We start from the raw sequence: 20,278 nt of genomic DNA on the forward strand, positions 1-20,278 counted from the left end.
GGCTCCCAGTAGACGACTGGGTTGATAGGCCGGATATGGAAGCCCTGTGAGGGGTGGAGTTGACCGGTACTAATAGGCCGAGGGCTTGTCCTCAGTTGCTCGCGTCCACTGTGTTGTTCTGAAACAACGACCCCAACCCGTTTGGTCACGGGGTTGGTGCGGTTGACAGTTTCATAGTGTTTCGGTGGTCATAGCGTGAGGGAAACGCCCGGTTACATTCCGAACCCGGAAGCTAAGCCTTACAGCGCCGATGGTACTGCAGGGGGGACCCTGTGGGAGAGTAGGACGCCGCCGAACAATCATTCACAGAGAACCCCCATCCGGGAAACCGGATGGGGGTTCTTTGCGTTTCCGGCCCACAGGAGCACCTCACCAGGGTCCCTCACGAAAGTTCAAAAAAAGTTCGGCCGGCCATGTCGAGAACCCGTGGCTGGCTCCGTCCCCGGGGTGAACGCGGCCACAATGGGTCGCACCAGCACCGAGGAGAACATCATGGCCAAGTACCTGCTGCTCAAGCACTACCGAGGCGCCCCGGCTCCGGTCAACAACGTGCCCATGGACCGATGGACGCCCGAGGAGATCTCGGCGCACGTGCGGTACATGCAGGACTTCGCGGACCGGCTGGAGAAGACCGGCGAGTTCGTCGACGGCCAGGCGCTCGCTCCCGAGGGGACCTTCGTCCGGTACGACGGCGAGGGGCGCCCGCCGGTGACCGACGGCCCGTTCGCCGAGACCAAGGACTTGATCGCCGGCTGGATGGTGATCGACGTCGACAGCTACGAGCGCGCCGTCGAGCTGGCCGGGGAGCTGTCGGCCGCTCCCGGGGCGGGCGGGCGGCCGATCCACGAGTGGCTGGAGCTGCGTCCGTTCCTGGCCGCGCCGCCCACCGTCACCGAGTGACCTCGCCGGTGGACGGAGTCCTGCTCCGGAGTCTCGCGCCGAGCGTGCTCGGTATCCTCGTCCGCCGCGGAGCCGACTTCGCGGCGGCCGAGGACGCCGTGCAGGACGCGCTGGTCGAGGCGGTCCGCGTCTGGCCGGCCGGTCCGCCGCGGGACCCCAAGGGCTGGCTGGTCACCGTGGCCTGGCGCCGGTTCCTCGACGCGGCCCGGGCGGACGCGGCCCGCCGCCGGCGCGAGGACCGGGTCGACGGGGAACCGGAGCCGGGGCCCGCGTCCGCGGTGGACGACACGCTCCAGCTCTACTTCCTGTGCGCGCACCCGTCGTTGACGCCGTCGTCGGCGGTCGCGCTCACGTTGCGCGCCGTGGGCGGGCTGACCACCCGCCAGATCGCCCAGGCCTACCTGGTGCCCGAGGCGACCATGGCGCAGCGCATCAGCCGGGCCAAGCGGACCGTCTCGGGGGTGCGGTTCGACCGGCCCGGCGATGTCGCCACCGTGCTGCGCGTCCTCTACCTGGTCTTCAACGAGGGCTACTCCGGGGACGTCGACCTCGCCGCCGAGGCCATCCGGCTGACCCGGCAGCTCGCGGAGGTGATCGACCACCCCGAGGTGGCGGGGCTGCTCGCCCTGATGCTGCTCCACCATGCCCGGCGCGGGACCCGGACCGCGTCCGACGGGAGCCTGGTGCCGCTCGCCGAGCAGGACCGTGGCCGGTGGGACACCGGGTTGATCGCCGAGGGTGTCGGGATCCTGCAAGCGGCCCTGGGCCGCGACCGGCTGGGCGAGTTCCAGGCCCAGGCCGCCATCGCGGCCCTCCATGCCGACGCGCCCACCGCGGAGGAGACCGACTGGGTGCAGATCGTCGAGTGGTACGACGAGCTCGCCCGCCTGACCGAGAGCCCGGTCGTCCGGCTCAACCGCGCGGTGGCCGTCGGTGAGGCCGACGGGCCGCGCGCCGGGCTGGCGGCGCTCGGGGAGCTGGACGGTTCGCTGCCCCGCCACACGGCGGTGGCGGCGTACCTCCACGAGCGCGACGGTGATTTGGAGACGGCGGCCCGGCTGTATGCCGAGGCGGCCCACCAGGCCCCCAACCTCGCCGAGCGCGACCACCTCATGCGCCAGGCCGCCCGGCTGAACGCCCGTCGGCCTCGCTGACGGACCAGGCAGGAGGCGCGGCGTCACCACGGACTGCCCGTTGAAGGGACGGGACCGTACGACGTGACCAAGGAACGGGACCAAGGAACGGGACCAAGAGGCGGGACCGCCCGTACGGGCGAGGCTCAGAGGCGGCCGGCGGCCTTGAGCGCGAGGTAGGTGTCGGCGAGGGCGGGGGCGAGCTGGGCGGGGGAGGCGTCGAGGACGGTGACGCCGTGGCGCGTGAGGAGGTCGGCGGTGGCGCGGCGGTCGGCGCGGGTCTGTTCGGCGGCGGCGGCGCCGTAGACGGCTTCCAGGGTGCCGCGGCCGGCGGCGAGGGCGTCCAGGTGGGGGTCGGCGACGCAAGCCAGGACCACCTCGTGGCGCTTGGTGAGCAGCGGCAGCAGCGGGCGCAGGCCGTCTTCGACCGGGGCCGTGTCGAGGCCGGTGAGCAGGACGATCAGCGAGCGGTGCGGTGCCATCTTGAGGGCGGTGGAGACCAGTGAGCGCATGTCGGTCTCGTGCAGGGCCGGTTGGAGGGAGGCCATCGCGTTGGTGAAGGCCGGCAGGATCTCGCTGGGCGAGCTGCCGGCGACCGCGGCGCGCTTGCGGGCGTCGTGGGCGAGCAGGTCGACCCGGTCGCCGGCGCGGGTGGCGAGGGCGGTGAGCAGCAGGGCGGCGTCGAGGGCGGCGTCGAGGCGGGGCGCGTCGCCGACCCGGCCGGCGGAGGTGCGGCCGGTGTCGAGGACGACGAGGATGTGCCGGTCGCGTTCGGGGCGCCAGGTGCGGACGGCGACGGTGTTGCGGCGGGCGCTGGCCCGCCAGTCGATGGAGCGGACGTCGTCGCCGGGCAGGTACTCGCGCAGGGAGTCGAACTCGGTGCCCTGGCCGCGGGTCAGGACCGAGGTGCGGCCGTCGAGTTCGCGCAGCCGCGCGAGCCGGGAGGGCAGGTGCTTGCGGCTGTTGAACGGGGGCAGGGCTCGGACTGTCCAGGGCAGGTGGTGCGAGCCCTGGCGGCCGGCCAGGCCGAGCGGCCCGAGCGAACGGACCGTCACCCGTCGGGCGTGGTGGTCGCCGCGGCGGGTCGGGGTGAGCACGGTGACGGCCCGGCGCCGCTCGCCGGCGGGGACGTGCAGGGTGTGTCGGGAGGCGGCCTCGGCGGTGCCCGGCCGCCAGGCGGACGGGGCCCAGGCGTCGCGGATCCGGGCCCGGAGGGGCCGCCCGGAGGGGTTGGTGACGGTCAGTTCGACGGAGGCGGGTTCGCCGAGCCGGACGGTGGTGTCGCCGCCCCGGCCGAGTTCCAGACCGCGGACGGGGGCGGCGAGCACCAGGTCGATCGCGGCGGCGAGCAGCACGGCGCCGGTGACGAGGCCGATCCCGGCCCAGGACGGCAGCAACAGGCCCACGACGAGCGTGCCGAGCGCGGCGAGCAGGGCGGTTCGCCCGGTGAGGGCCATGCGGTGCGCTCCTTCGGGAACGGGCGGTTCAGCGGGGGGCGGGCGTCTGGGCGAGGACGGCCTGGATGACGGAGTCGGCGGTGACGCCCTCCATCTCGGCCTCGGCGCGCAGCGCGACGCGGTGCCGCAGGGTGGGCAGGGCCAGGGCCTTGACGTCGTCGGGGGTGACGTAGTCGCGGCCGGCGAGCCAGGCCCAGGCGCGGGAGGCGGCCAGCAGGGCGGTGGCACCGCGCGGCGAGACGCCGATGGACAGCGACGGGGACTGCCGGGTGGCCCGGCAGAGGTCGACGATGTACGCGAGGATCTCGGGGGAGACGGTCAGCTTGGCGATCTGCTCGCGGGCGGCGGCGAGGTGCGCGGGCCCGGCGACCGGGCGGACGCCGGCGGCGGCGAGGTCGCGGGGGTCGAAGCCGGCGGCGTGCCGGGACAGGACCTGGAACTCCTGGTCCCGGTCGGGCAGCGGCAGGACCAGCTTGAGCAGGAAGCGGTCCAGCTGGGCCTCGGGCAGCGGGTAGGTGCCCTCGTACTCGACCGGGTTCTGGGTCGCGGCGACCAGGAACGGGACGGGCAGCGCGCGCGGCACGCCGTCGACGGTGACCTGGTGCTCCTCCATGGCCTCCAGCAGGGCGGCCTGGGTCTTCGGCGGGGTGCGGTTGATCTCGTCGGCGAGCAGCAGGTTGGTGAAGACCGGGCCGGGCTGGAAGGAGAACTCGGCGGTCCGGGCGTCGTAGACGAGGGAGCCGGTGACGTCGCCGGGCATCAGGTCGGGGGTGAACTGGATGCGCTTGGTGTCCAGGTTGAGCGCGGTGGACAGGGTGCGGACCAGCAGGGTTTTGGCGACGCCGGGGACGCCCTCCAGCAGGACGTGGCCGCCGCAGAGCAGGGCGACGACGAGGCCGGTGACGGCGGCGTCCTGGCCGACCACGGCCTTGCCGATCTCGGCGCGCAGGGCGGTGAGTGCGGCGCGCGGGTCGGCGGCGGTGTCGGGGGTGCCCGGGGTGGCAGCCGCCGCGCCGGGGGTGCTGGACGGGGTGGCGGTGGCCTGTTCGGTCACGGGTTCCGTACCTGCCTTTCGAGGGCGTCGAGGTCGTCGGCGAGCCGCAGCAGTGCGGTGTCGTCGGTCGGGGGCGGGCCGAAGAGGAGGGCCCGGACGTCGCCGGCGGGCTGCTCGGGGAGGCGGTCGGCCACGGCCGCGCAGAGGGTGTCGGGGTCGGGCGCGCCGGCGTGGAGCGGGACGCCCAGGGCCGGGGCGAGGCGGTGCGCGGCGGCCCGGCGCAGGGCCTCGGCGGCGCGGCCGCGGGCCTTGGCGCGGCGGTAGAGCCGGGCGCGGCCCTCGGTGGTCTCGGCGGCGCGGACCACCACGGGCAGGTTCTCGCTGATCACGGGGCCGAGTCGGCGGCCGCGCCAGAGGGCGGTCAGGACGGCGGCGACGGCGAGCTGGTAGCCGGCCCAGCGCCAGCCGTCCGGGATGTAGTCGCCGAAGGTCTTGTCCCGGGTGCCCTGGGCGAGCGGGGTGCTGTAGTCGGGCAGGTGCCAGGTGAGGCGGGGCTGGGAGCCGAGCAGGCCGAGGGCGAGGGCGGCGTTGCCGTCCTTGGCGAGCTGCTCGTTGTGGAGGAAGGCGCCGGTGCCGAGCACGATGACGTCGCCGCCGGCGGTCGGGGCGCTGACCAGCGGGTAGCCGTGGCCGCGCGGGTAGCAGCCGGCGCCGCGGCTGCCGCTGGTGTAGAGCATTCCGCCGATCTCGGCGCTGCCGGCCCGCACGGCCTCGGTGAGCGGGCACTGTGCGGTGGTGCTGCGGACGGAGGCGTAGGAGGGCCCGCCGTCCTCGTCGGAGGGGCGGATGCCGGGGGCCAGGGCGCTGAGTGCGGCCGGACCGGGGGCGACGAGGACGAGCCGGCTGTGCCGGGCTGCGGCGACGGAGCGCAGTTCGGCGGGGCCGAGCAGGTCGGGCTCGGGCAGGACGAGGGTGTCGGCGCCGCCCGGGTGGCCGGTGAGGTCGGTGGTGAGGTCGGTCTTGAGGCCCTGGTGTTCGAGCAGCGCGAGGACGGCGTGGCTGCCGTCCTGGTCGTAGGAGCGCGGGTCGAGCGGCGGGTAGCGGCGGTCCTGGCCGAGGGCGGCCACGGCGGTGGCGCCGATCAGCAGGACGGCGAGGACGAGCAGGTACCAGCGGGCCCGGCGCCAGAGGCCGCGGCCGGTGGGGGCGAGGCTGGTCGTGGCCGGCCCGCCGGGGGCAGGGGTGGCGGGCGGCTGCGGCGCGGGCGGCGCGGGGGCGGTGCTGGTCATGCCGCTCCTCCCAGGGCCGGGCGGGCGCGTTCCAGGGTCCGGTCGAGCTCGCGCAGCAGCTGGTACGCGGCCTGGTCGGCGGTGCGCTCGCCGTAGGCGATGTCGTCGAAGGTGAGGGCGGCGGCGGCCAGGGCGGCGGCGTGGTCGGGCAGGGCCCGGCCGGCCTCGGTGGCGGCCTCGTCGGCGGTGCGGCCGGGGCGGACGTCGAGCAGGGTGCGTTCCTCCAGGGCCCGGACCAGGGCTCGCATCTGTGCGCGGACGGCCTCGTTCCAGTGCCCGGCGGCGGCGTGCCGTTCGGCGTCGGCCCGGTACTGGCCGGCGCCGCGCGGTCCTTCGACGCCGTAGACGTCGAGGACGGTGCGGGCCGCGCGCCGTGGCGCGCCGAGGCGCCACCAGAGGGCGGCACCGATCAGCAGGGCGACGATCAGGAAGAGCACCAGGCCGGTGGTGCCGCTGGTGCCGTTGCCGGAGATGCTGTCGAGCGCGTCGGTGATGTGGTCGTTGAGCCAGGTCATGACCCGTTCCAGGACGCTCGGGTCGTGCTTGTGGTACTCGGCGTTGAGCAGCTCGTCGCGGGCGGCGTCGCGGGCCGGGTCACGCGGGACGGTGACCGGGGCGCCGCCCGCGACGAGGAGCCTGTCCCCCCAGGTAGGCATCCGGGTCAGCGCCTCGCGGGGGGTCGGCCGGCCTGGTCGCCCCAGCCGGTGGCGCCGGACTCGGCGAGGCCGGCGGCGCGGGCGAGTTCGATGTCCAGGGCCTCGCGGCGGATCCGCTGGTCGACGTAGATGAGGACGCCGAGGGCGGCCCGGAAGGGGATGGTGAGGGTGGCGGCGATGATGCCGGCGATCGCGGTGGTGATCAGCATCGCGGTGGGCTCGTGGGCCGAGGTGAGGTCGACCTGGCGGTCGAGGTCGCTGAAGCCGAGGACGAGTCCGGCGAAGCGGAACGGGATCGCGATGACCATGGCGACGATGAAGGTCAGCACCTCGCCGAGCAGCGAGATGCCGAAGATGCGCCACCAGGAGCCGAGGGTCAGCCGCCGGGAGCGGGACAGCGCGGTCCGCACGCCCTGCTTCTCCAGCATCAGGGCGGGGGCGGCCAGGCTGAACCGGATCCACAGCCAGAACCCGACCGGGATGGTCAGGATGCCGACGAGGAACAGCAGGGCCTCCGTCTCGGGGGCGCCCGCCGAGCCGGAGGCGTAGAAGTACCAGGGGCTGAAGCCGAGCAGGACCACACCGCCGGACATCAGGCCGGTGAGCAGGGTCAGCCCGAGCAACTGCGGCAGCCGGCGGCGGGCGTCGCGCCAGGCGTCCCCGGCGTTCGCGGACTGCCCGAGGACGGCGCGGCTGACGACCATGGTGAGCAGCGCGGTGGCGACCACGCCGAGCAGCACCGTCAGCGGCATCGAGGCCAGCATGGTCGTCACCTGGGTGGCGGGGCCGGTCTTGCCCTTGACCAGCAGCTGGGCGGCGACGTTGCCGGCCTGCTCGACGACGGCGATGCCGAGGGAGAGGGCGAGGGTCGTCCGCCAGTGCTTGCGGATGGTGGCGACGGAGCCGTCGAGGAGTTCGCCGAGTCCGAGCGGGCGCAGCGGGATGACGCCGGGCTTGGGGCTCTGCGGAGCGCCCCAGCCGTAGGGGTGGTGGCCGCCCGGTGCGGGCCGGCTCCAGTCGGGCCGGGCCTGCTGACCGCTCCAGCCAGGGGCCGGGGCGGGGGCGCCCTGCGGTGGTGCCGACGGCCCGGGCACGGCGGCGGGCGCGTCGGCCGGGGGCCGGGCGTCGTCGCGGGGCGGCTCGGGCGAGCCGGGCGAGGCCCAGCCCGGAGTGTCGGTCATCACTGCTCCTCGGAGGGGCGTCACGGGCGCGGTTCCGGGCGGATCTTTCGCCCGCGCGCAGCGCCCATCGTGCCATGGGGTCTGGGAAGGCCCCATGGGTATCCGGCCGCTGATCGGAAACGGGGGCCTTCCGGTGGTCGGGCGGTGGGCCGCGGGCCGTTCGAAGACGTTCCAGCCGGGCACATTCGCCCGGTATGGCCGGAATTAACCGGTGGGGGGAGTTGGCCGTTGTGGAGCATTGGCACTGCTGTGCGGCAGGTCACAATCCGGTAATGAGAGGATGGACGCATGAAGGGACGCGTCCTCGTCGTTGATGACGACTCCGCACTGGCCGAGATGCTCGGTATCGTGCTGCGTGGTGAGGGTTTTGAGCCGTTTTTCGTCGCGGATGGGGACAGGGCGCTAGCTGCGTTCCGGGAGACCAAGCCCGACCTGGTCCTGCTCGACCTGATGCTGCCCGGTCGGGACGGTATCGACGTCTGCCGGCAGATCCGGGCGGAGTCCGGTATTCCGATCGTCATGCTGACCGCGAAGACCGACACGGTCGACGTCGTGGTGGGCCTGGAGTCGGGTGCCGACGACTACGTCACCAAGCCGTTCAAGCCCAAGGAGCTGGTGGCCCGGGTGCGTGCCCGGCTGCGCCGTGCCGAGGAGCCGACGCCTGAGCAGCTGACCATCGGCGACCTGGTGATCGACGTGGCCGGCCACTCGGTGAAGCGGGACGGCCGGGGCATCCCGCTGACCCCGCTGGAGTTCGACCTGCTGGTCGCGCTGGCCCGCAAGCCCTGGCAGGTGTTCACCCGTGAGGTGCTGCTGGAGCAGGTCTGGGGCTACCGGCACGCGGCGGACACCCGCCTGGTCAACGTCCACGTGCAGCGCCTGCGGTCCAAGATCGAGAAGGACCCGGAGCGCCCCGAGATCGTGGTGACCGTCCGTGGCGTCGGCTACAAGGCCGGACCCAGCTGACGTGACGCACCTGGCTGACGAAGCCCCGTCGGGTTCCGCGACCGACGGGGCCGACGCGGTTCGCGGGTCCGTGCTGAGTTCGACCACCCGCCGTCGGCGCCGGGCGGCCGCGTTCGCGCTGCTGACCCGTCAGCTGCGTCGGCCCGCGCGCCGGGTGACGGCGCTGTACCGCCGGTCGATCCAGCTGCGCGTGGTGGCGGTCTCGCTGCTCGCGTCCATCGCGGTCGTCCTGGTGCTCGGCGTGGTCGTGATGGCGCAGGTGCGCACCGGCCTGCTCGGCACCAAGATGGCGGCCGCCCGCGAGCAGGCCAGGATCGGGTTCCAGGCGGAACTGAAGAAGATCGACGAGGCGAAGGACCAGCGGCTGCGGGTCGGCGCCACGCCCGACCCCACCATCGAGGAGACCGGCACCTGGCTGCTGCGGCAGGTCAACGACCTGGCCGCGAGCGGGCAGACCGTCTACTCGGTGATCGCGATGGCCGCCGGCACCGACGCCATCGTCCCGGAGAACGGCTTCGCGCCGCGCTTCTCGGGCGACATCCTGCCCAGCAGCGTCCCCGACACCCTGCGGGACAGGGTCCACTCCGAGCCCGGCCAGATGTTCGACCAGCCGGCCCGGATCCACCGGGCCGACGAGCGGACCGAGCCCGGGCTGGCCCTCGGCATGCAGTTCACCGGCCCGGCCGGCAACAGCTACCAGATGTTCTACGTGTTCTCCTTCGGCCAGGAGACCGACACCCTCGACCTGATCACCGGCACCCTGGCGACCGCCGGCGTGTTCGTGGTGATCCTGATGGGCGGCATCGCCTGGGTCGTGGTGCGCCAGGTGGTCACCCCGGTCCGGATGGCCGCCGGCATCTCCGAGCGGCTCGCCGACGGGCACCTGGAAGAGCGGATGAAGGTCACCGGCACGGATGACATCGCCCGCCTCGGCGAGTCGTTCAACCGGATGGCCAATGCCCTCCAGGCCCAGATCCGCCAGTTGGAGGAGCTGTCCCGGGTGCAGCGGCGCTTCGTCTCGGACGTCTCGCACGAGCTGCGCACCCCGCTGACCACGGTCCGGATGGCCGCGGACCTCATCTACGACAGCCGCGAGGACCTGGACCCGATGGCGGCCCGCTCGGCGGAGCTGTTGCAGGGCCAGCTGGACCGCTTCGAGTCGCTGCTCGCCGACCTGCTGGAGATCAGCCGCTTCGACGCCGGCGCCGCGATCCTGGACGGCGAGCCGGTCGACCTGCGCGACATCGTCGCCCGGGTGGTGGAGGCCGCCGACCCGCTGGCCCAGGCCAAGGGCAGTGCGGTGGTGATCCGCGGCGACGGCGAGCCGGTCGTCGCCGAGGTGGACTCCCGCCGGATCGAGCGCATCCTGCGCAACCTGGTGGTCAACGCCCTGGAGCACGGCGAGGGACGCGACGTGGTGGTGCGGCTGGGCTCGGCCGACGGCGCGGTCGCGGTCGGCGTGCGCGACTACGGCATCGGCCTCAAGCCGGGCGAGGCGTCCCGGGTGTTCCACCGCTTCTGGCGGGCCGACCCGTCCCGGGTGCGGACCACCGGCGGCACCGGCCTCGGCCTGTCCATCGCGGTCGAGGACGCGCACCTGCACGGCGGCTGGCTGCAGGCCTGGGGCGAGCCCGGCGGCGGCTCGCACTTCCGGCTCACCCTGCCGCGCACCCGGGGCGGCGAGATCAGCCGGGCGCCGTTCCGGCTGGAGCCGGAGGACTCCCGCAACAACCGGGGCCTGGGCACCTACGGCGTGCCGTACCGGCGGGCGATCAGCCCGCCCGGCGCGACCGCGATGACCGCGGCCGAGGAGCAGGCGGAGACGCCGGAGGGGCCCGTCAACGGCTTCGGCAGCGGGCTCGGCGGGGTGCTGAACATCGGCCCCGACCTGGGCAAGCGCCGGCTGCCCGAAGGGCCGCGCGCGGACCCCTCGGACGTCCGGACGGCGGGGAGCGGGTACGGTGCCACCGGCGCCCAGGTGATGGTGGACCCGACGCCCGGACGGCCGTCGGTGGCACAGCGGACGGCGGAGCCGGACGTGACGGATGGGACGGGCGGGACGGACCTGGAGGGGTCGCAGCGTGCGAAGGACGAGCAGCAGGACTGAGCCGCGGTTCACGGCGGTGGCCGGCGTGGTGCTCGGCGCCCTGGTGGCGAGCGGCTGCGCGGCCATGCCGGACTCCGGCGGCATCTCCCGGGTGGAGCTGTCGCAGGGGGCGGCCGACAAGAACCTGCAGGCCAAGGTCTACCCGGTGGCGCCGGCCAAGGGCGCCAAGCCGCGCGCCCTGCTGACCGGGTTCCTGGACGCGGTGACCGCCGACGAGGGGTACGAGACCGCGCGCCAGTACCTCACCGAGAACGCCTCCGCGCACTGGAATCCGGACGCCGGCATCCAGGTGCTCTCCGCCGCCACCCCGAACCTCCCGGCCGGCCAGGAGATCGCCGACACCGACACCAGCGTCTCCGCGACGGTGACCGGGTCGCTGATCGCCAGGATCGACGAGAAGCATTCGTACCTGGCCGAGGGGCAGCGGGACGTCTCGGCCGACTTCACCCTCGTCCGGGAGAAGGACGGCGAGTGGCGGATCGACAAGCTGCCGACCGGCGTGATCATGAACGAGACCAACTTCAACAACAGCTACCGCCAGGTCGACCGGTACTTCTACACCACGCCGGACCCGTCCTCGACCGTCACCGGGAGCGCCGGCCAGCAGGTCCTGATCCCCGACCCGATCTACCTGCGGCGCCGGACAGACCCGCTGACCGCCGCTGCCAAGGCCCTGGTCGCCGGGCCCTCGACCTGGCTCGCGCCGGTCGCCCGGACGTCCTTCCCGAGCGGCGTCAGCGTCGACCGGGTGAGCGTCGACGACGGCCGGATCGCCCACGTGCAGCTCGGCGGGGCGGACGTCAGCGAACCGGTGTCCTGCCGGCGGATGGCGACCCAGCTCTTCTACACCCTCGCCGACCAGGGCAAGGGACAGGTCGAACGGCTTGAACTCAAGGGCCAGCGGGGCAACTGCTTCGCCAGCCGCAACGACCTGCCGGCCACCGGCCCCGGCGCCCTGGCCGGGCCGCTGCCCGCGCAGCAGTACTACCAGCGCGCCGACAACGGCCTCCTGATGGTCACCGACGAGCAGCGCAACGGCGAGCCGGTGCGCGGCGTCCTCGGCAAGCCGCAGCCGGCCGGCAAGGCGCCGCTCGGCACCATGGCCGTCAACCGGGACGGCTCCCGGGCCGCCGCGATCAGCGGGGACGGCCACCAGCTCTACTCGGTGCCGCTGGCGGACAGCGCGGTGGCGCTGCCCGACCCGGTGCTCACCTCGCCGGTGAAGACCGCCGACAAGGAGGACGGCCTCGCCTCGCCCAGCTGGGACGGCCGAGGCGACCTCTGGGTGGTGGACCGCAACCCGCAGGGCCCGCGGGTGGTGATGGTCCGCGGCAACCGGACGTACCCCGTCGCGGTCGAGGGGCTGGACGGGCAGACCGTGCAGGCCCTGAAGATCTCCTCGGACGGCGCCCGGGCCGCCCTGGTGGTCAAGACCGCGGGCGTGCCCAGCCGCTCGCTGTACTTCGGCCTGGTGGTGCACGGCGGTACCCCGGAGGCGCCGACCGCGCGGATCACCGGCCTGCGCCGGGCGGCCCCCTCGCTCACCGACGTCGCCTCGGTCTCCTGGGCGGAGGCCGACCAGCTGCTGGTGCTCGGCAAGGAGGCCGACCGGATCAAGCAGCTGTACTACATCGGCACCGACGGCACGCAGAGCGCCGACACCACGCTGCAGGCCGAGAACATGCTCACCGTCTCGGCCTCCGAGTCCCGGGGCAACGTCCTGGCCCAGGCGCCGTCGGTGCTCGCGGCGGCCGGAGGTGCGATCTACCGGCTGATCGGCAGTCAGTGGCGCGAGGTCCAGTTGGCCGACAAGGCCGGGTCCTTCTTCTACGCGGGCTAGGAACCCGCCGATCACGCTCTGACGTTCCGATCCCTGACGCCACGTCGGGCCGCCCGGTGCCTCAGCCGGGCCGGTGCGCGGTGGCGGCGACCGCGGCGCCCGCCCGGGCGGGCAGTCCGGCGTCCGCCAGTGCCCGGGCCGCCTCGGCGAGGCTGGCACCGGTGGTCACCAGGTCGTCCACCAGGACCGGCTGACGGCCCAGCAGGTCGCGCCGGGCGCGCGGCAGCACGGTGAGCGCGCCGTGCAGGTTGCGGTGGCGCTCGGCCGCGCTCAGCCCGGCCTGGTCGGCGACCGGGCGGGCGTGCCGCAGCAGCGGCTCGGCCCGGGCGTCCAGGCCGCACCGGCGCAGCGAGCGGGCGGCGGCCCCGGCCAGCCGCAGCGTCGGGTCGTGGCCGCGGGCGCGGACGGCGGAGCGGGCCGAGGGCATCGGGACCAGCAGCAGCGGCGCGGCGGCGGCACGCGGTCCCAGGGCGGAGCGGACGGCCCGGCCGAGCGCCTCGCCGAGCGGGCCCGCCAACCGCAGCGCGCCGCGCTCCTTGTGGGCGAGCAGCAACTGCCGGACGGAGTCGGCGTACGGGGCGGCGGCGTGCGCCCAGGGCAGCAGCGTGGGGCCGGGCCGGGTGGCGGCCAGCGCGTGCCGGCAGGCCGGGCAGAGCTGGGTGCGCTCGGCGCCGCAGCCGGCGCAGCGGGCCGGGACCAGGACGTCCAGCAGTCCGGCCAGTGCGTGGCCGAACGGCCCTTGGGCGGACGGCGGACGGGTGGGGGCGGGGGGTGGTGGCACGGCTGCTCCTGGCGACGGCAGGCACGGAGAGTGAGCAAAGGATGCGCCGTACGGGGGGTGTTGTCCAGGTATTTACCCGTGCTTCACTCGCAGGAGGGTAGACAGGGTCCAACAGCTTGACCGCCCGCCCGCAGTATCGGGTCATACCCGACTCCGCGCCTGGGGAGGCGAAAACCCCGTGTGAGGTGTTCGATAAAGCTCCAAGGGGTTTCAACCGTCCCTGGTGGGGAGGAAGTGAGGTGAGGGCCAGTCGTTTCCCGCCGCTGGCGGCGGGGGCGGGGGGCCGGCAGTGGATGGGCTGGTCCAGCTGGGTCTCAGTCCGGTCCGGTAGCACCCGGATCGGCGTCAGCACGAGGGATCGGAGTTCTGCGTGGACATCGTCGTCAAGGGCCGCAAGACCGAGGTGCCCAAGAGGTTCCGCGAGCACGTGGCCGAGAAGCTGGAGAAGGTCCAGAAGTTCGACGGCAAGGTGATCAGCCTCGACGTCGAGGTGTCCAAGGAGCACAACCCGCGGCAGGCCGACCGGTCCGAGCGGGTGGAGATCACTCTCCGTACCCGTGGGCCGGTGATCCGGGCCGAAGCCGCCGCCGCCGACCCGTACGCGGCGCTCGACCTGGCCTCGGCGAAGCTCGACGCCCAGCTGCGCAAGTCCGCGGACCGGCGCCGAGTGCACAAGGGCGGCAACGGCCGCACCCCCATCAGCGTCGCCGAGGCGACCGCGGCGCTGGCCGCGCTGCCGGACACGGCGGTGCGGGAGGGCGAGACCAACGGGGCCGTCCGCAAGACCATGATGGGATCCCTGGAAGTGGAGGGCGAAGGCCCGCTGGTGGTCCGGGAGAAGACCCACCCGGCCGCCCCCATGGCGCTGGACCAGGCGCTGTACGAGATGGAACTGGTCGGCCACGACTTCTACCTCTTCGTGGAGAAGGACAGCGGCCTGCCGAGCGTCGTCTACCGCCGTCACGGCTACCACTACGGCGTCATCCACCTGCAGACCGACGGGTCGGCCGGCGCGGGCGGCGGCGCGGGCGGGGCGATCGGCGAAAGCGACGACGAGGACTGACCGTCCGAAGACAATCCTGGAGGGGTGACCCCGGCGGCCGAGTCCGCCGGGGTCACCGGCGTTTCGGGGCAGGGCGGGTGGAGCGGGAGTCGAGGGCGGGCCCGGGAGGTCACCCGATGCGGAACGGCGGCGTCGGAGGGTGACAGCAACGGCCGCGCGGCGTGGAATGATTGGCGCACGACGACCCGCGAAGGGGGAGGAGCGGATGGGGGATCACTTCGGGCTGGGGCCCGCTACGGGGCCGGTCACCGGACTGTCACCGGGACCGGAGGAGGAACCCGCGTACGCGCCGCACCGGGGTGAGCCGATCCGCGTACTGGTGGTGGACGACCACGCGTTGTTCCGCCGGGGGCTGGAGATCGTGCTCGCGGAGGAGCCGGACATCAAGGTCGTCGGCGAGGCCGGCGACGGCGCCGAGGCCGTGTTGAAGGCTGCCGACCTGCTGCCGGACATCATCCTGATGGACGTCCGGATGCCGCGCCGCAGCGGGATCGAGGCCTGCACGGCGATCAAGGACGTGGCACCCAGCACCAAGATCATCATGTTGACGATAAGCGACGAGGAGGCCGACCTCTACGAGGCGATCAAGGCGGGCGCCACCGGCTACCTGCTGAAGGAGATCTCCACCGACGAGGTCGCCACCGCGATCCGCGCGGTCGCCGACGGGCAGTCCCAGATCAGCCCGTCGATGGCGTCCAAGCTGCTCACCGAGTTCAAGTCGATGATCCAGCGCCGCTCCGACGACCGGGACCTGGTGCCCGCACCTCGGCTCACCGACCGGGAGTTGGAGGTGCTCAAGCTGGTGGCGACCGGGATGAACAACCGGGAGATCGCCAAGGAGCTGTTCATCAGCGAGAACACCGTGAAGAACCACGTGCGCAACATCCTGGAGAAGCTCCAACTGCACTCCAGGATGGAGGCGGTGGTGTACGCGATGCGCGAGAAGATCCTCGAAATAGGGTGACCGTGGCTGCGCCCCGGCCCTAGCTCGCGAGGAGTTTCTCGAGGGCCGGGCGCAGCCGTTCGTCCGGCAGGGCCTCGACCCGGACGCCGTCGCAGCCCACCCAGGCGGCCGCCTCGTGCAGGGCCGCCGCCAGCGCCTCGACGTGTCGGGCGCCGCGCCCTCGGTCGCCGGCCAGCGAGACCTGACGGGCCACCAGGGTGCGCCCCTCCCGGGCCGGGTCGACCCGGCCCACCAGCCGGCCGCCGGCCAGCAGCGGCATCGCGAAGTAGCCGTGCACCCGCTTGTGCTTGGGCGTGTAGGCCTCCAGTCGGTGCGTCATGCCGAAGATCCGCTCGGTGCGTGCGCGGTCCCAGATCAGCGAGTCGAACGGCGAGAGCAGCGTGGTGCGGTGGCGCCCGCGCGGGGTGGTGGCCAGCGCGGCCGGGTCGGCCCAGGCCGCCGCCGCGCCGCCGCCCGGGCCCCAGCCGGCCACCTCGACCGGGACGAGCCCGCAGTCCGCGAGGACCGGGTCCAGCTCCTCGGCGCGCAGCCGGTGGTAGTCCAGCAGGTCGGCCCGGGTGGCCACGCCGAGCGCGGCCCCGGCCTGGGCGACCAGGGTGCGCACGCACTCCCGGTCGGTGCGGTCCTGCCCGAACAGCGCCTCGGGGATGGCCTGTTCGGCCAGCGCGTAGACGCGCTTCCAGCTCCGGCGCTCGGTGCAGACCACGTCGCCGAAGGCCAGCGCCCGCTCCACCGCGATCTTGGTGTCCGACCAGTCCCACCATTCGGCGGTCTTCTTGGCGCCGCCCAGCTCCGTGGAGGTCAACGGGCCCTCGGCGCGCAGCTTGTCGAGCACGTGCCGGTACGTCTCGGGCGTCACCTGGTGGCCCCAGAGGTGGCCGCGCTCGCGGTAGCGGCGGCGCCGGAACGCGAACAGCGGCCACTCCTCGACCGGCAGGATGCAGGCCGCGTGCGACCAGTACTCGAAGCTCGTGCCCGCGCCCCAGTACGCCGCCTCGACGGCCGGACGGCCGACCGCGCCGAGCCGGGCGTACGGCACCAGTTCGTGCGAGCGGGCCAGCACCGAGATGGTGTCCAGTTGGACGGCGCCCAGGTGCCGCAGCACCCCGCGCACCCCGGCCCGGCGGTCCGGCGCGCCGAGCAGGCCCTGGGCGCGAAGGGCGATCCGGCGGGCTTCGTCGGCGCTCAGGACGGTGACGGGCGGCGGGCCGGCGGGGGAGCCGGCGGCAGGCAGGGCGGTCATGTCGGCGAGGGTAGTCCGGGGCACCGACAGCCGGTCGGGGGGGCGCCGGCGCGGACGTCAGGGGCGGAGGTCCGGGAGGTCCGGGAGGTCCGAGGCGAGCAGCGAGGCGACCCAGGCGTCGTGGAAGGTGCCGCGCTGCTCGGCGTACGAGCGCAGGGTGCCCTCGAAGCGGTAGCCGACCTTCTCGGCCACCGCGCGGGAGCCCTCGTTACCCACGTAGGCCTGCCACTCCAGGCGGCGCAGACCGAGTTCGACCAGGCCGTGGCGGGCGACCGCGCGGGCGGCCTCGACCGTGTAGCCGCGGCCGCGGAACTCCTTCGTCGCCCACCAGCCGACCTCGGCGGAGCCCGGGTCGCCGTGGCGCAGCACGAGGCCCTGGGTGCCGACCAGGGCGTCGGAGCCGCGCTCGAACACGCACCAGATCCGGTTCTCGCCGGTGCGCCAGCCCTGCGCGGCGAGGTCGCGGACGAAGTACTCGGCGTCCTCGCGCCGGTACGGGCTCGGGACGACCGTCCAGCGCTGGATCTCGGCGTCCTGGCAGGCGGCGAAGACGGCGTCGATGTCCGACTCCTGCGGGGCCCGCAGGACGAGGCGGTCCGTGGTGAGGGTGACGGTGCGGGGCTCTTCCATGGGCGGATTATTCCGTGGAGAGAGGAATTCGGGCATCCGAATATCGAGCCGACCCCTCGATCCGCTGACCGGTTTGTCCCGGTGGGCGGTGCTATCGGATCAAGTGCTCGCGCGGGTGACACGGGAATACCGTGCTGACGCACCTCCCGGGGCATTGGACTCCTCGCATACGATGGCCCGTGCGGTGGGGTGAACCCGCCGTGCAGTCGTCCAGTGCCAATACAGGCAAGGAGCCCGCCCAAGTGTCCGTCTTCGACAAGATCCTGCGCGCCGGCGAAGGCAAGATCCTTCGCAAGCTGCAGCGGATTGCTGCCCAGGTCAACTCCATCGAAGAGGACTTCGTCAACCTCACCGACGCCGAGCTGCGCGCGCTGACCGACGAGTACAAGCAGCGGCTCGCGGACGGCGAGACCCTGGACGACATCCTCCCCGAGGCGTTCGCCACGGTGCGCGAGGCCGCCAAGCGGGTGCTCGGTCAGCGGCACTACGACGTTCAGCTCATGGGTGGCGCGGCCCTGCACCACGGGTACGTCGCGGAGATGCGCACCGGTGAGGGCAAGACCCTCGTCGGCACCCTGCCCGCGTACCTGAACGCGCTCACCGGCAAGGGCGTCCACCTGATCACCGTCAACGACTACCTCGCCGAGCGCGACTCGGAGTGGATGGGCCGGGTGCACCGCTTCCTCGGCCTCGAAGTCGGCGTGATCCTCGGCAACATGACGCCCGCCGAGCGCAAGCACCAGTACTCGATGGACATCACGTACGGCACGAACAACGAGTTCGGCTTCGACTACCTGCGCGACAACATGGCCTGGTCGAAGGACGAACTCGTCCAGCGCGGCCACAACTTCGCGGTCGTCGACGAGGTCGACTCGATCCTCATCGACGAGGCCCGCACCCCGCTGATCATCTCCGGCCCGGCCGACCAGGCGACCAAGTGGTACGCCGACTTCGCCAAGCTGGTGCTGCGCCTGAAGATCGACCGCGACTACGAGGTCGACGAGAAGAAGCGCACCGTCGGCATCCTGGAGGAGGGCGTCACCCGGGTCGAGGACTACCTCGGCATCGACAACCTCTACGAGTCGGTGAACACCCCGCTGGTCGGCTTCCTGAACAACGCCATCAAGGCGAAGGAGCTGTACCGGGCGGACAAGGACTACGTCGTCATGAACGGCGAGGTCATGATCGTCGACGAGCACACCGGCCGCATCCTGGCCGGCCGCCGCTACAACGAGGGCATGCACCAGGCGATCGAGGCGAAGGAGGGGGTGGAGGTCCAGAACGAGAACCAGACGCTGGCCACCATCACCCTGCAGAACTTCTTCCGCCTGTACGACAAGCTCGCCGGCATGACCGGTACCGGCACCACCGAGGCCGCCGAGTTCCACCAGATCTACAAGCTCGGCGTGGTGCCGATCCCGACCAACAAGAACCCGCTGCGCATCGACCAGCCCGACCTGATCTACAAGTCGGAGCCGGCCAAGTTCGCCGCCGTGGTCGAGGACATCGCCGAGAAGCACGAGAAGGGCCAGCCGGTGCTGGTCGGCACCGTGTCGGTGGAGAAGTCCGAGTACCTCTCGCAGGAGCTGCGCAAGCGCGGCATCCCGCACGAGGTGCTGAACGCCAAGCACCACGAGCGCGAGGCACAGATCGTCGCGCAGGCGGGCCGCAAGGGCGCCGTGACCGTCGCCACCAACATGGCCGGCCGCGGTACCGACATCATGCTCGGCGGCAACTCCGACCACCTCGCGGCGGCCGAGCTGGCGCAGCGCGGGCTCACCCCGACCGAGACCCCGGAGGAGTACGAGGCGGCGTTCCCCGCCGCCCTGGAGAAGGCCAAGGCCTCGGTCAAGGCGGAGCAGGACGAGGTCAAGGAGGCCGGCGGCCTCTACGTGCTGGGCACCGAGCGGCACGAGTCCCGCCGGATCGACAACCAGCTGCGCGGCCGCTCCGGCCGTCAGGGCGACCCGGGCGAGTCCCGCTTCTACCTGTCGCTGGGCGACGACCTGATGCGCCTGTTCAAGGCCGGCATGGTCGAGCGCGTGCTGTCGATGGCCAACGTGCCCGAGGACGTGCCGATCGAGTCCAAGATGGTCACCCGGGCGATCGCCTCCGCGCAGACCCAGGTCGAGCAGCAGAACTTCGAGATCCGCAAGAACGTCCTCAAGTACGACGAGGTGCTGAACCGCCAGCGCGAGGTCATCTACGGCGAGCGCCGCCGCGTGCTGGAGGGCGAGGACCTGCAGGAGCAGGTCGGCCACTTCATGGACGACACCGTCGAGGCCTACGTCAAGGCAGCCACCGGCGAGGGCTTCGAGGACGACTGGGACCTGGAGAAGCTCTGGACCGCGCTCAAGCAGCTCTACCCGCTCACCCTTGACCTGGAGGAGCTGGAGGAGGAGGCCGGCGGCTCCGCCGGGATGACCTCCGAGTTCCTGGTCAAGGTCGTCCAGGAGGACATCCAGGCGCAGTACGGCGCCCGCGAGGACCAGCTCGGCGCCGAGATCATGCGTGAGCTGGAGCGCCGGGTCGTGCTGTCGGTGCTGGACCGCCGCTGGCGCGAGCACCTCTACGAGATGGACTACCTCCAGGAGGGCATCGGCCTGCGGGCCATGGCGCAGCGCGACCCGCTGATCGAGTACCAGCGCGAGGGCTTCGACATGTTCACCGCGATGATGGAGGGCATCAAGGAGGAGTCCGTCGGCTACCTGTTCAACCTGGAGGTCCAGGTCGAGCAGCAGGTCGAGGAGGTCCCGGTCGCGGACGCCGAGGTGCTGCTCGACAAGCTGGAGAAGGACGCCGCCCGCCCGGAGATCAAGGCCAAGGGCCTGGAGGCCCCGAAGCCGCAGCGGCTGCACTACACGGCCCCCTCGGACGAGGTCGGCGGCGGTGTCATCGAGGGCGACTTCGAGGACCTCGCGCCGGAGGACGAGGGCGACGGGCTGACCCGCGCCGAGCGCCGCAAGGCCGCGAAGTCGGCCAAGGGCCGCCGCCGCAAGGGCTGAGCAGGCCGCAGGACGCCGCACAGGGCGCCGCTCCCGGACGGGGGCGGCGCCCTGTGCCGTCCCGGGCCG

General features: G+C 73.0%; 16 protein-coding genes and 2 rRNA genes. 10 read left to right on the top strand and 8 right to left on the bottom strand.

All coding sequences use genetic code 11. From position 1 onward, the window contains the following. The 4 genes from AB0P03_RS08170 to AB0P03_RS08185 all read left to right on the top strand — a co-directional run. Nucleotides 1–93: ribosomal RNA gene (locus tag AB0P03_RS08170) — 23S ribosomal RNA — on the top strand; the annotation flags it as partial. Nucleotides 94–180: 87 nt separating this feature from the next. Further along, a 5S ribosomal RNA gene (gene rrf, locus AB0P03_RS08175) occupies nt 181–297 on the top strand. Nucleotides 298–492: 195 nt separating this feature from the next. Continuing rightward, on the top strand, nt 493–900 hold the full coding sequence (locus tag AB0P03_RS08180; RefSeq protein ID WP_063351357.1) for a YciI family protein: 408 nt from the start codon (nt 493–495) through the stop codon (nt 898–900). A gap of 8 nt (nt 901–908) precedes the next feature. Beyond that, complete coding sequence (locus AB0P03_RS08185; RefSeq protein WP_363628192.1) at nt 909–2,054, top strand: DUF6596 domain-containing protein; 1,146 nt, start codon at nt 909–911, stop codon at nt 2,052–2,054. 125 nt (nt 2,055–2,179) lie between these two features. On the opposite strand, the gene AB0P03_RS08190 is transcribed toward AB0P03_RS08185, so the two are convergent. From AB0P03_RS08190 to AB0P03_RS08210, 5 genes are all read right to left on the bottom strand, one after another. Continuing rightward, on the bottom strand, nt 2,180–3,490 hold the full coding sequence (locus AB0P03_RS08190) for a DUF58 domain-containing protein (RefSeq protein ID WP_363587324.1): 1,311 nt from the start codon (nt 3,488–3,490) through the stop codon (nt 2,180–2,182). 28 nt (nt 3,491–3,518) lie between these two features. Then, complete coding sequence (locus AB0P03_RS08195; RefSeq protein WP_363587370.1) at nt 3,519–4,439, bottom strand: MoxR family ATPase; 921 nt, start codon at nt 4,437–4,439, stop codon at nt 3,519–3,521. Between the two features lie 101 nt (nt 4,440–4,540). Then, nucleotides 4,541–5,773 carry a DUF4350 domain-containing protein gene (locus AB0P03_RS08200; RefSeq protein WP_363628090.1) on the bottom strand — a complete coding sequence of 411 codons (1,233 nt, stop codon included), beginning with the start codon at nt 5,771–5,773 and terminating at the stop codon, nt 4,541–4,543. Continuing rightward, nucleotides 5,770–6,429, bottom strand: coding sequence for a DUF4129 domain-containing protein (locus AB0P03_RS08205; protein ID WP_363587328.1), 660 nt, complete (start codon nt 6,427–6,429; stop codon nt 5,770–5,772). Before AB0P03_RS08205 ends, AB0P03_RS08200 begins: the two co-directional genes overlap by 4 nt. A gap of 5 nt (nt 6,430–6,434) precedes the next feature. Then, nucleotides 6,435–7,610 (bottom strand): hypothetical protein, encoded by a 1,176-nt coding sequence (locus AB0P03_RS08210; protein ID WP_363628091.1) that lies wholly within the window; start codon nt 7,608–7,610, stop codon nt 6,435–6,437. A gap of 288 nt (nt 7,611–7,898) precedes the next feature. On the opposite strand from AB0P03_RS08210, the gene mtrA reads away from it, so the two are divergent. The 3 genes from mtrA (at nt 7,899) to AB0P03_RS08225 (ending at nt 12,523) form a co-directional block, all read left to right on the top strand. After that, a complete protein-coding gene (gene mtrA, locus AB0P03_RS08215; protein WP_030247322.1) occupies nt 7,899–8,576 on the top strand; it encodes an MtrAB system response regulator MtrA in 678 nt (225 codons plus the stop codon). A 118-nt stretch (nt 8,577–8,694) separates the two neighbouring features. Then, a complete protein-coding gene (gene mtrB, locus AB0P03_RS08220; protein ID WP_363587372.1) occupies nt 8,695–10,683 on the top strand; it encodes an MtrAB system histidine kinase MtrB in 1,989 nt (662 codons plus the stop codon). Further along, nucleotides 10,658–12,523, top strand: coding sequence for an LpqB family beta-propeller domain-containing protein (locus AB0P03_RS08225; protein WP_363587332.1), 1,866 nt, complete (start codon nt 10,658–10,660; stop codon nt 12,521–12,523). The genes mtrB and AB0P03_RS08225 overlap by 26 nt, the downstream gene beginning before the upstream one ends. Before the next feature lie 61 nt (nt 12,524–12,584). Here the strand turns inward: AB0P03_RS08225 and AB0P03_RS08230 are convergent, their stop codons facing one another. Beyond that, nucleotides 12,585–13,304, bottom strand: a complete 720-nt coding sequence (locus AB0P03_RS08230; protein ID WP_363628092.1) for a phosphoribosyltransferase family protein — start codon at nt 13,302–13,304, stop codon at nt 12,585–12,587. A 370-nt stretch (nt 13,305–13,674) separates the two neighbouring features. On the opposite strand from AB0P03_RS08230, the gene raiA reads away from it, so the two are divergent. Both raiA and AB0P03_RS08240 read left to right on the top strand, forming a co-directional pair. Beyond that, on the top strand, nt 13,675–14,367 hold the full coding sequence (gene raiA, locus AB0P03_RS08235) for a ribosome-associated translation inhibitor RaiA (RefSeq protein WP_363587336.1): 693 nt from the start codon (nt 13,675–13,677) through the stop codon (nt 14,365–14,367). A gap of 253 nt (nt 14,368–14,620) precedes the next feature. After that, on the top strand, nt 14,621–15,331 hold the full coding sequence (locus AB0P03_RS08240; protein ID WP_063351359.1) for a response regulator transcription factor: 711 nt from the start codon (nt 14,621–14,623) through the stop codon (nt 15,329–15,331). A gap of 19 nt (nt 15,332–15,350) precedes the next feature. On the opposite strand, the gene AB0P03_RS08245 is transcribed toward AB0P03_RS08240, so the two are convergent. Both AB0P03_RS08245 and AB0P03_RS08250 read right to left on the bottom strand, forming a co-directional pair. After that, nucleotides 15,351–16,574, bottom strand: a complete 1,224-nt coding sequence (locus AB0P03_RS08245; protein WP_363628093.1) for a crosslink repair DNA glycosylase YcaQ family protein — start codon at nt 16,572–16,574, stop codon at nt 15,351–15,353. Nucleotides 16,575–16,631: 57 nt separating this feature from the next. Next, the gene (locus AB0P03_RS08250; RefSeq protein WP_363587340.1) at nt 16,632–17,204 is read right to left on the bottom strand and encodes a GNAT family N-acetyltransferase; all 573 of its coding nucleotides are present in this window, start codon (nt 17,202–17,204) and stop codon (nt 16,632–16,634) included. 242 nt (nt 17,205–17,446) lie between these two features. Between AB0P03_RS08250 and secA the strand changes: the two genes are divergently transcribed. Continuing rightward, nucleotides 17,447–20,209 (top strand): preprotein translocase subunit SecA, encoded by a 2,763-nt coding sequence (gene secA / locus AB0P03_RS08255; protein WP_363587342.1) that lies wholly within the window; start codon nt 17,447–17,449, stop codon nt 20,207–20,209. The last annotated feature ends 69 nt before the right edge of the window (nt 20,210–20,278 follow it).

Origin of the sequence: Kitasatospora sp. NPDC088779, from assembly GCF_040685395.1 — a bacterium.
Classification (GTDB): Bacteria; Actinomycetota; Actinomycetes; order Streptomycetales; family Streptomycetaceae; genus Kitasatospora.

Coding starts and splice junctions, on each gene's coding strand:
- AB0P03_RS08205 (WP_363587328.1), bottom strand. CDS start 6,429: ATGCCTACCTGGGGGGACAGGCTCCTCGTCGCGGGCGGCGCCCCGGTC.
- AB0P03_RS08190 (WP_363587324.1), bottom strand. CDS start 3,490: ATGGCCCTCACCGGGCGAACCGCCCTGCTCGCCGCGCTCGGCACGCTC.
- AB0P03_RS08180 (WP_063351357.1), top strand. CDS start 493: ATGGCCAAGTACCTGCTGCTCAAGCACTACCGAGGCGCCCCGGCTCCG.
- mtrA (WP_030247322.1), top strand. CDS start 7,899: ATGAAGGGACGCGTCCTCGTCGTTGATGACGACTCCGCACTGGCCGAG.
- AB0P03_RS08245 (WP_363628093.1), bottom strand. CDS start 16,574: ATGACCGCCCTGCCTGCCGCCGGCTCCCCCGCCGGCCCGCCGCCCGTC.
- AB0P03_RS08250 (WP_363587340.1), bottom strand. CDS start 17,204: ATGGAAGAGCCCCGCACCGTCACCCTCACCACGGACCGCCTCGTCCTG.
- AB0P03_RS08210 (WP_363628091.1), bottom strand. CDS start 7,610: ATGACCGACACTCCGGGCTGGGCCTCGCCCGGCTCGCCCGAGCCGCCC.
- AB0P03_RS08200 (WP_363628090.1), bottom strand. CDS start 5,773: ATGACCAGCACCGCCCCCGCGCCGCCCGCGCCGCAGCCGCCCGCCACC.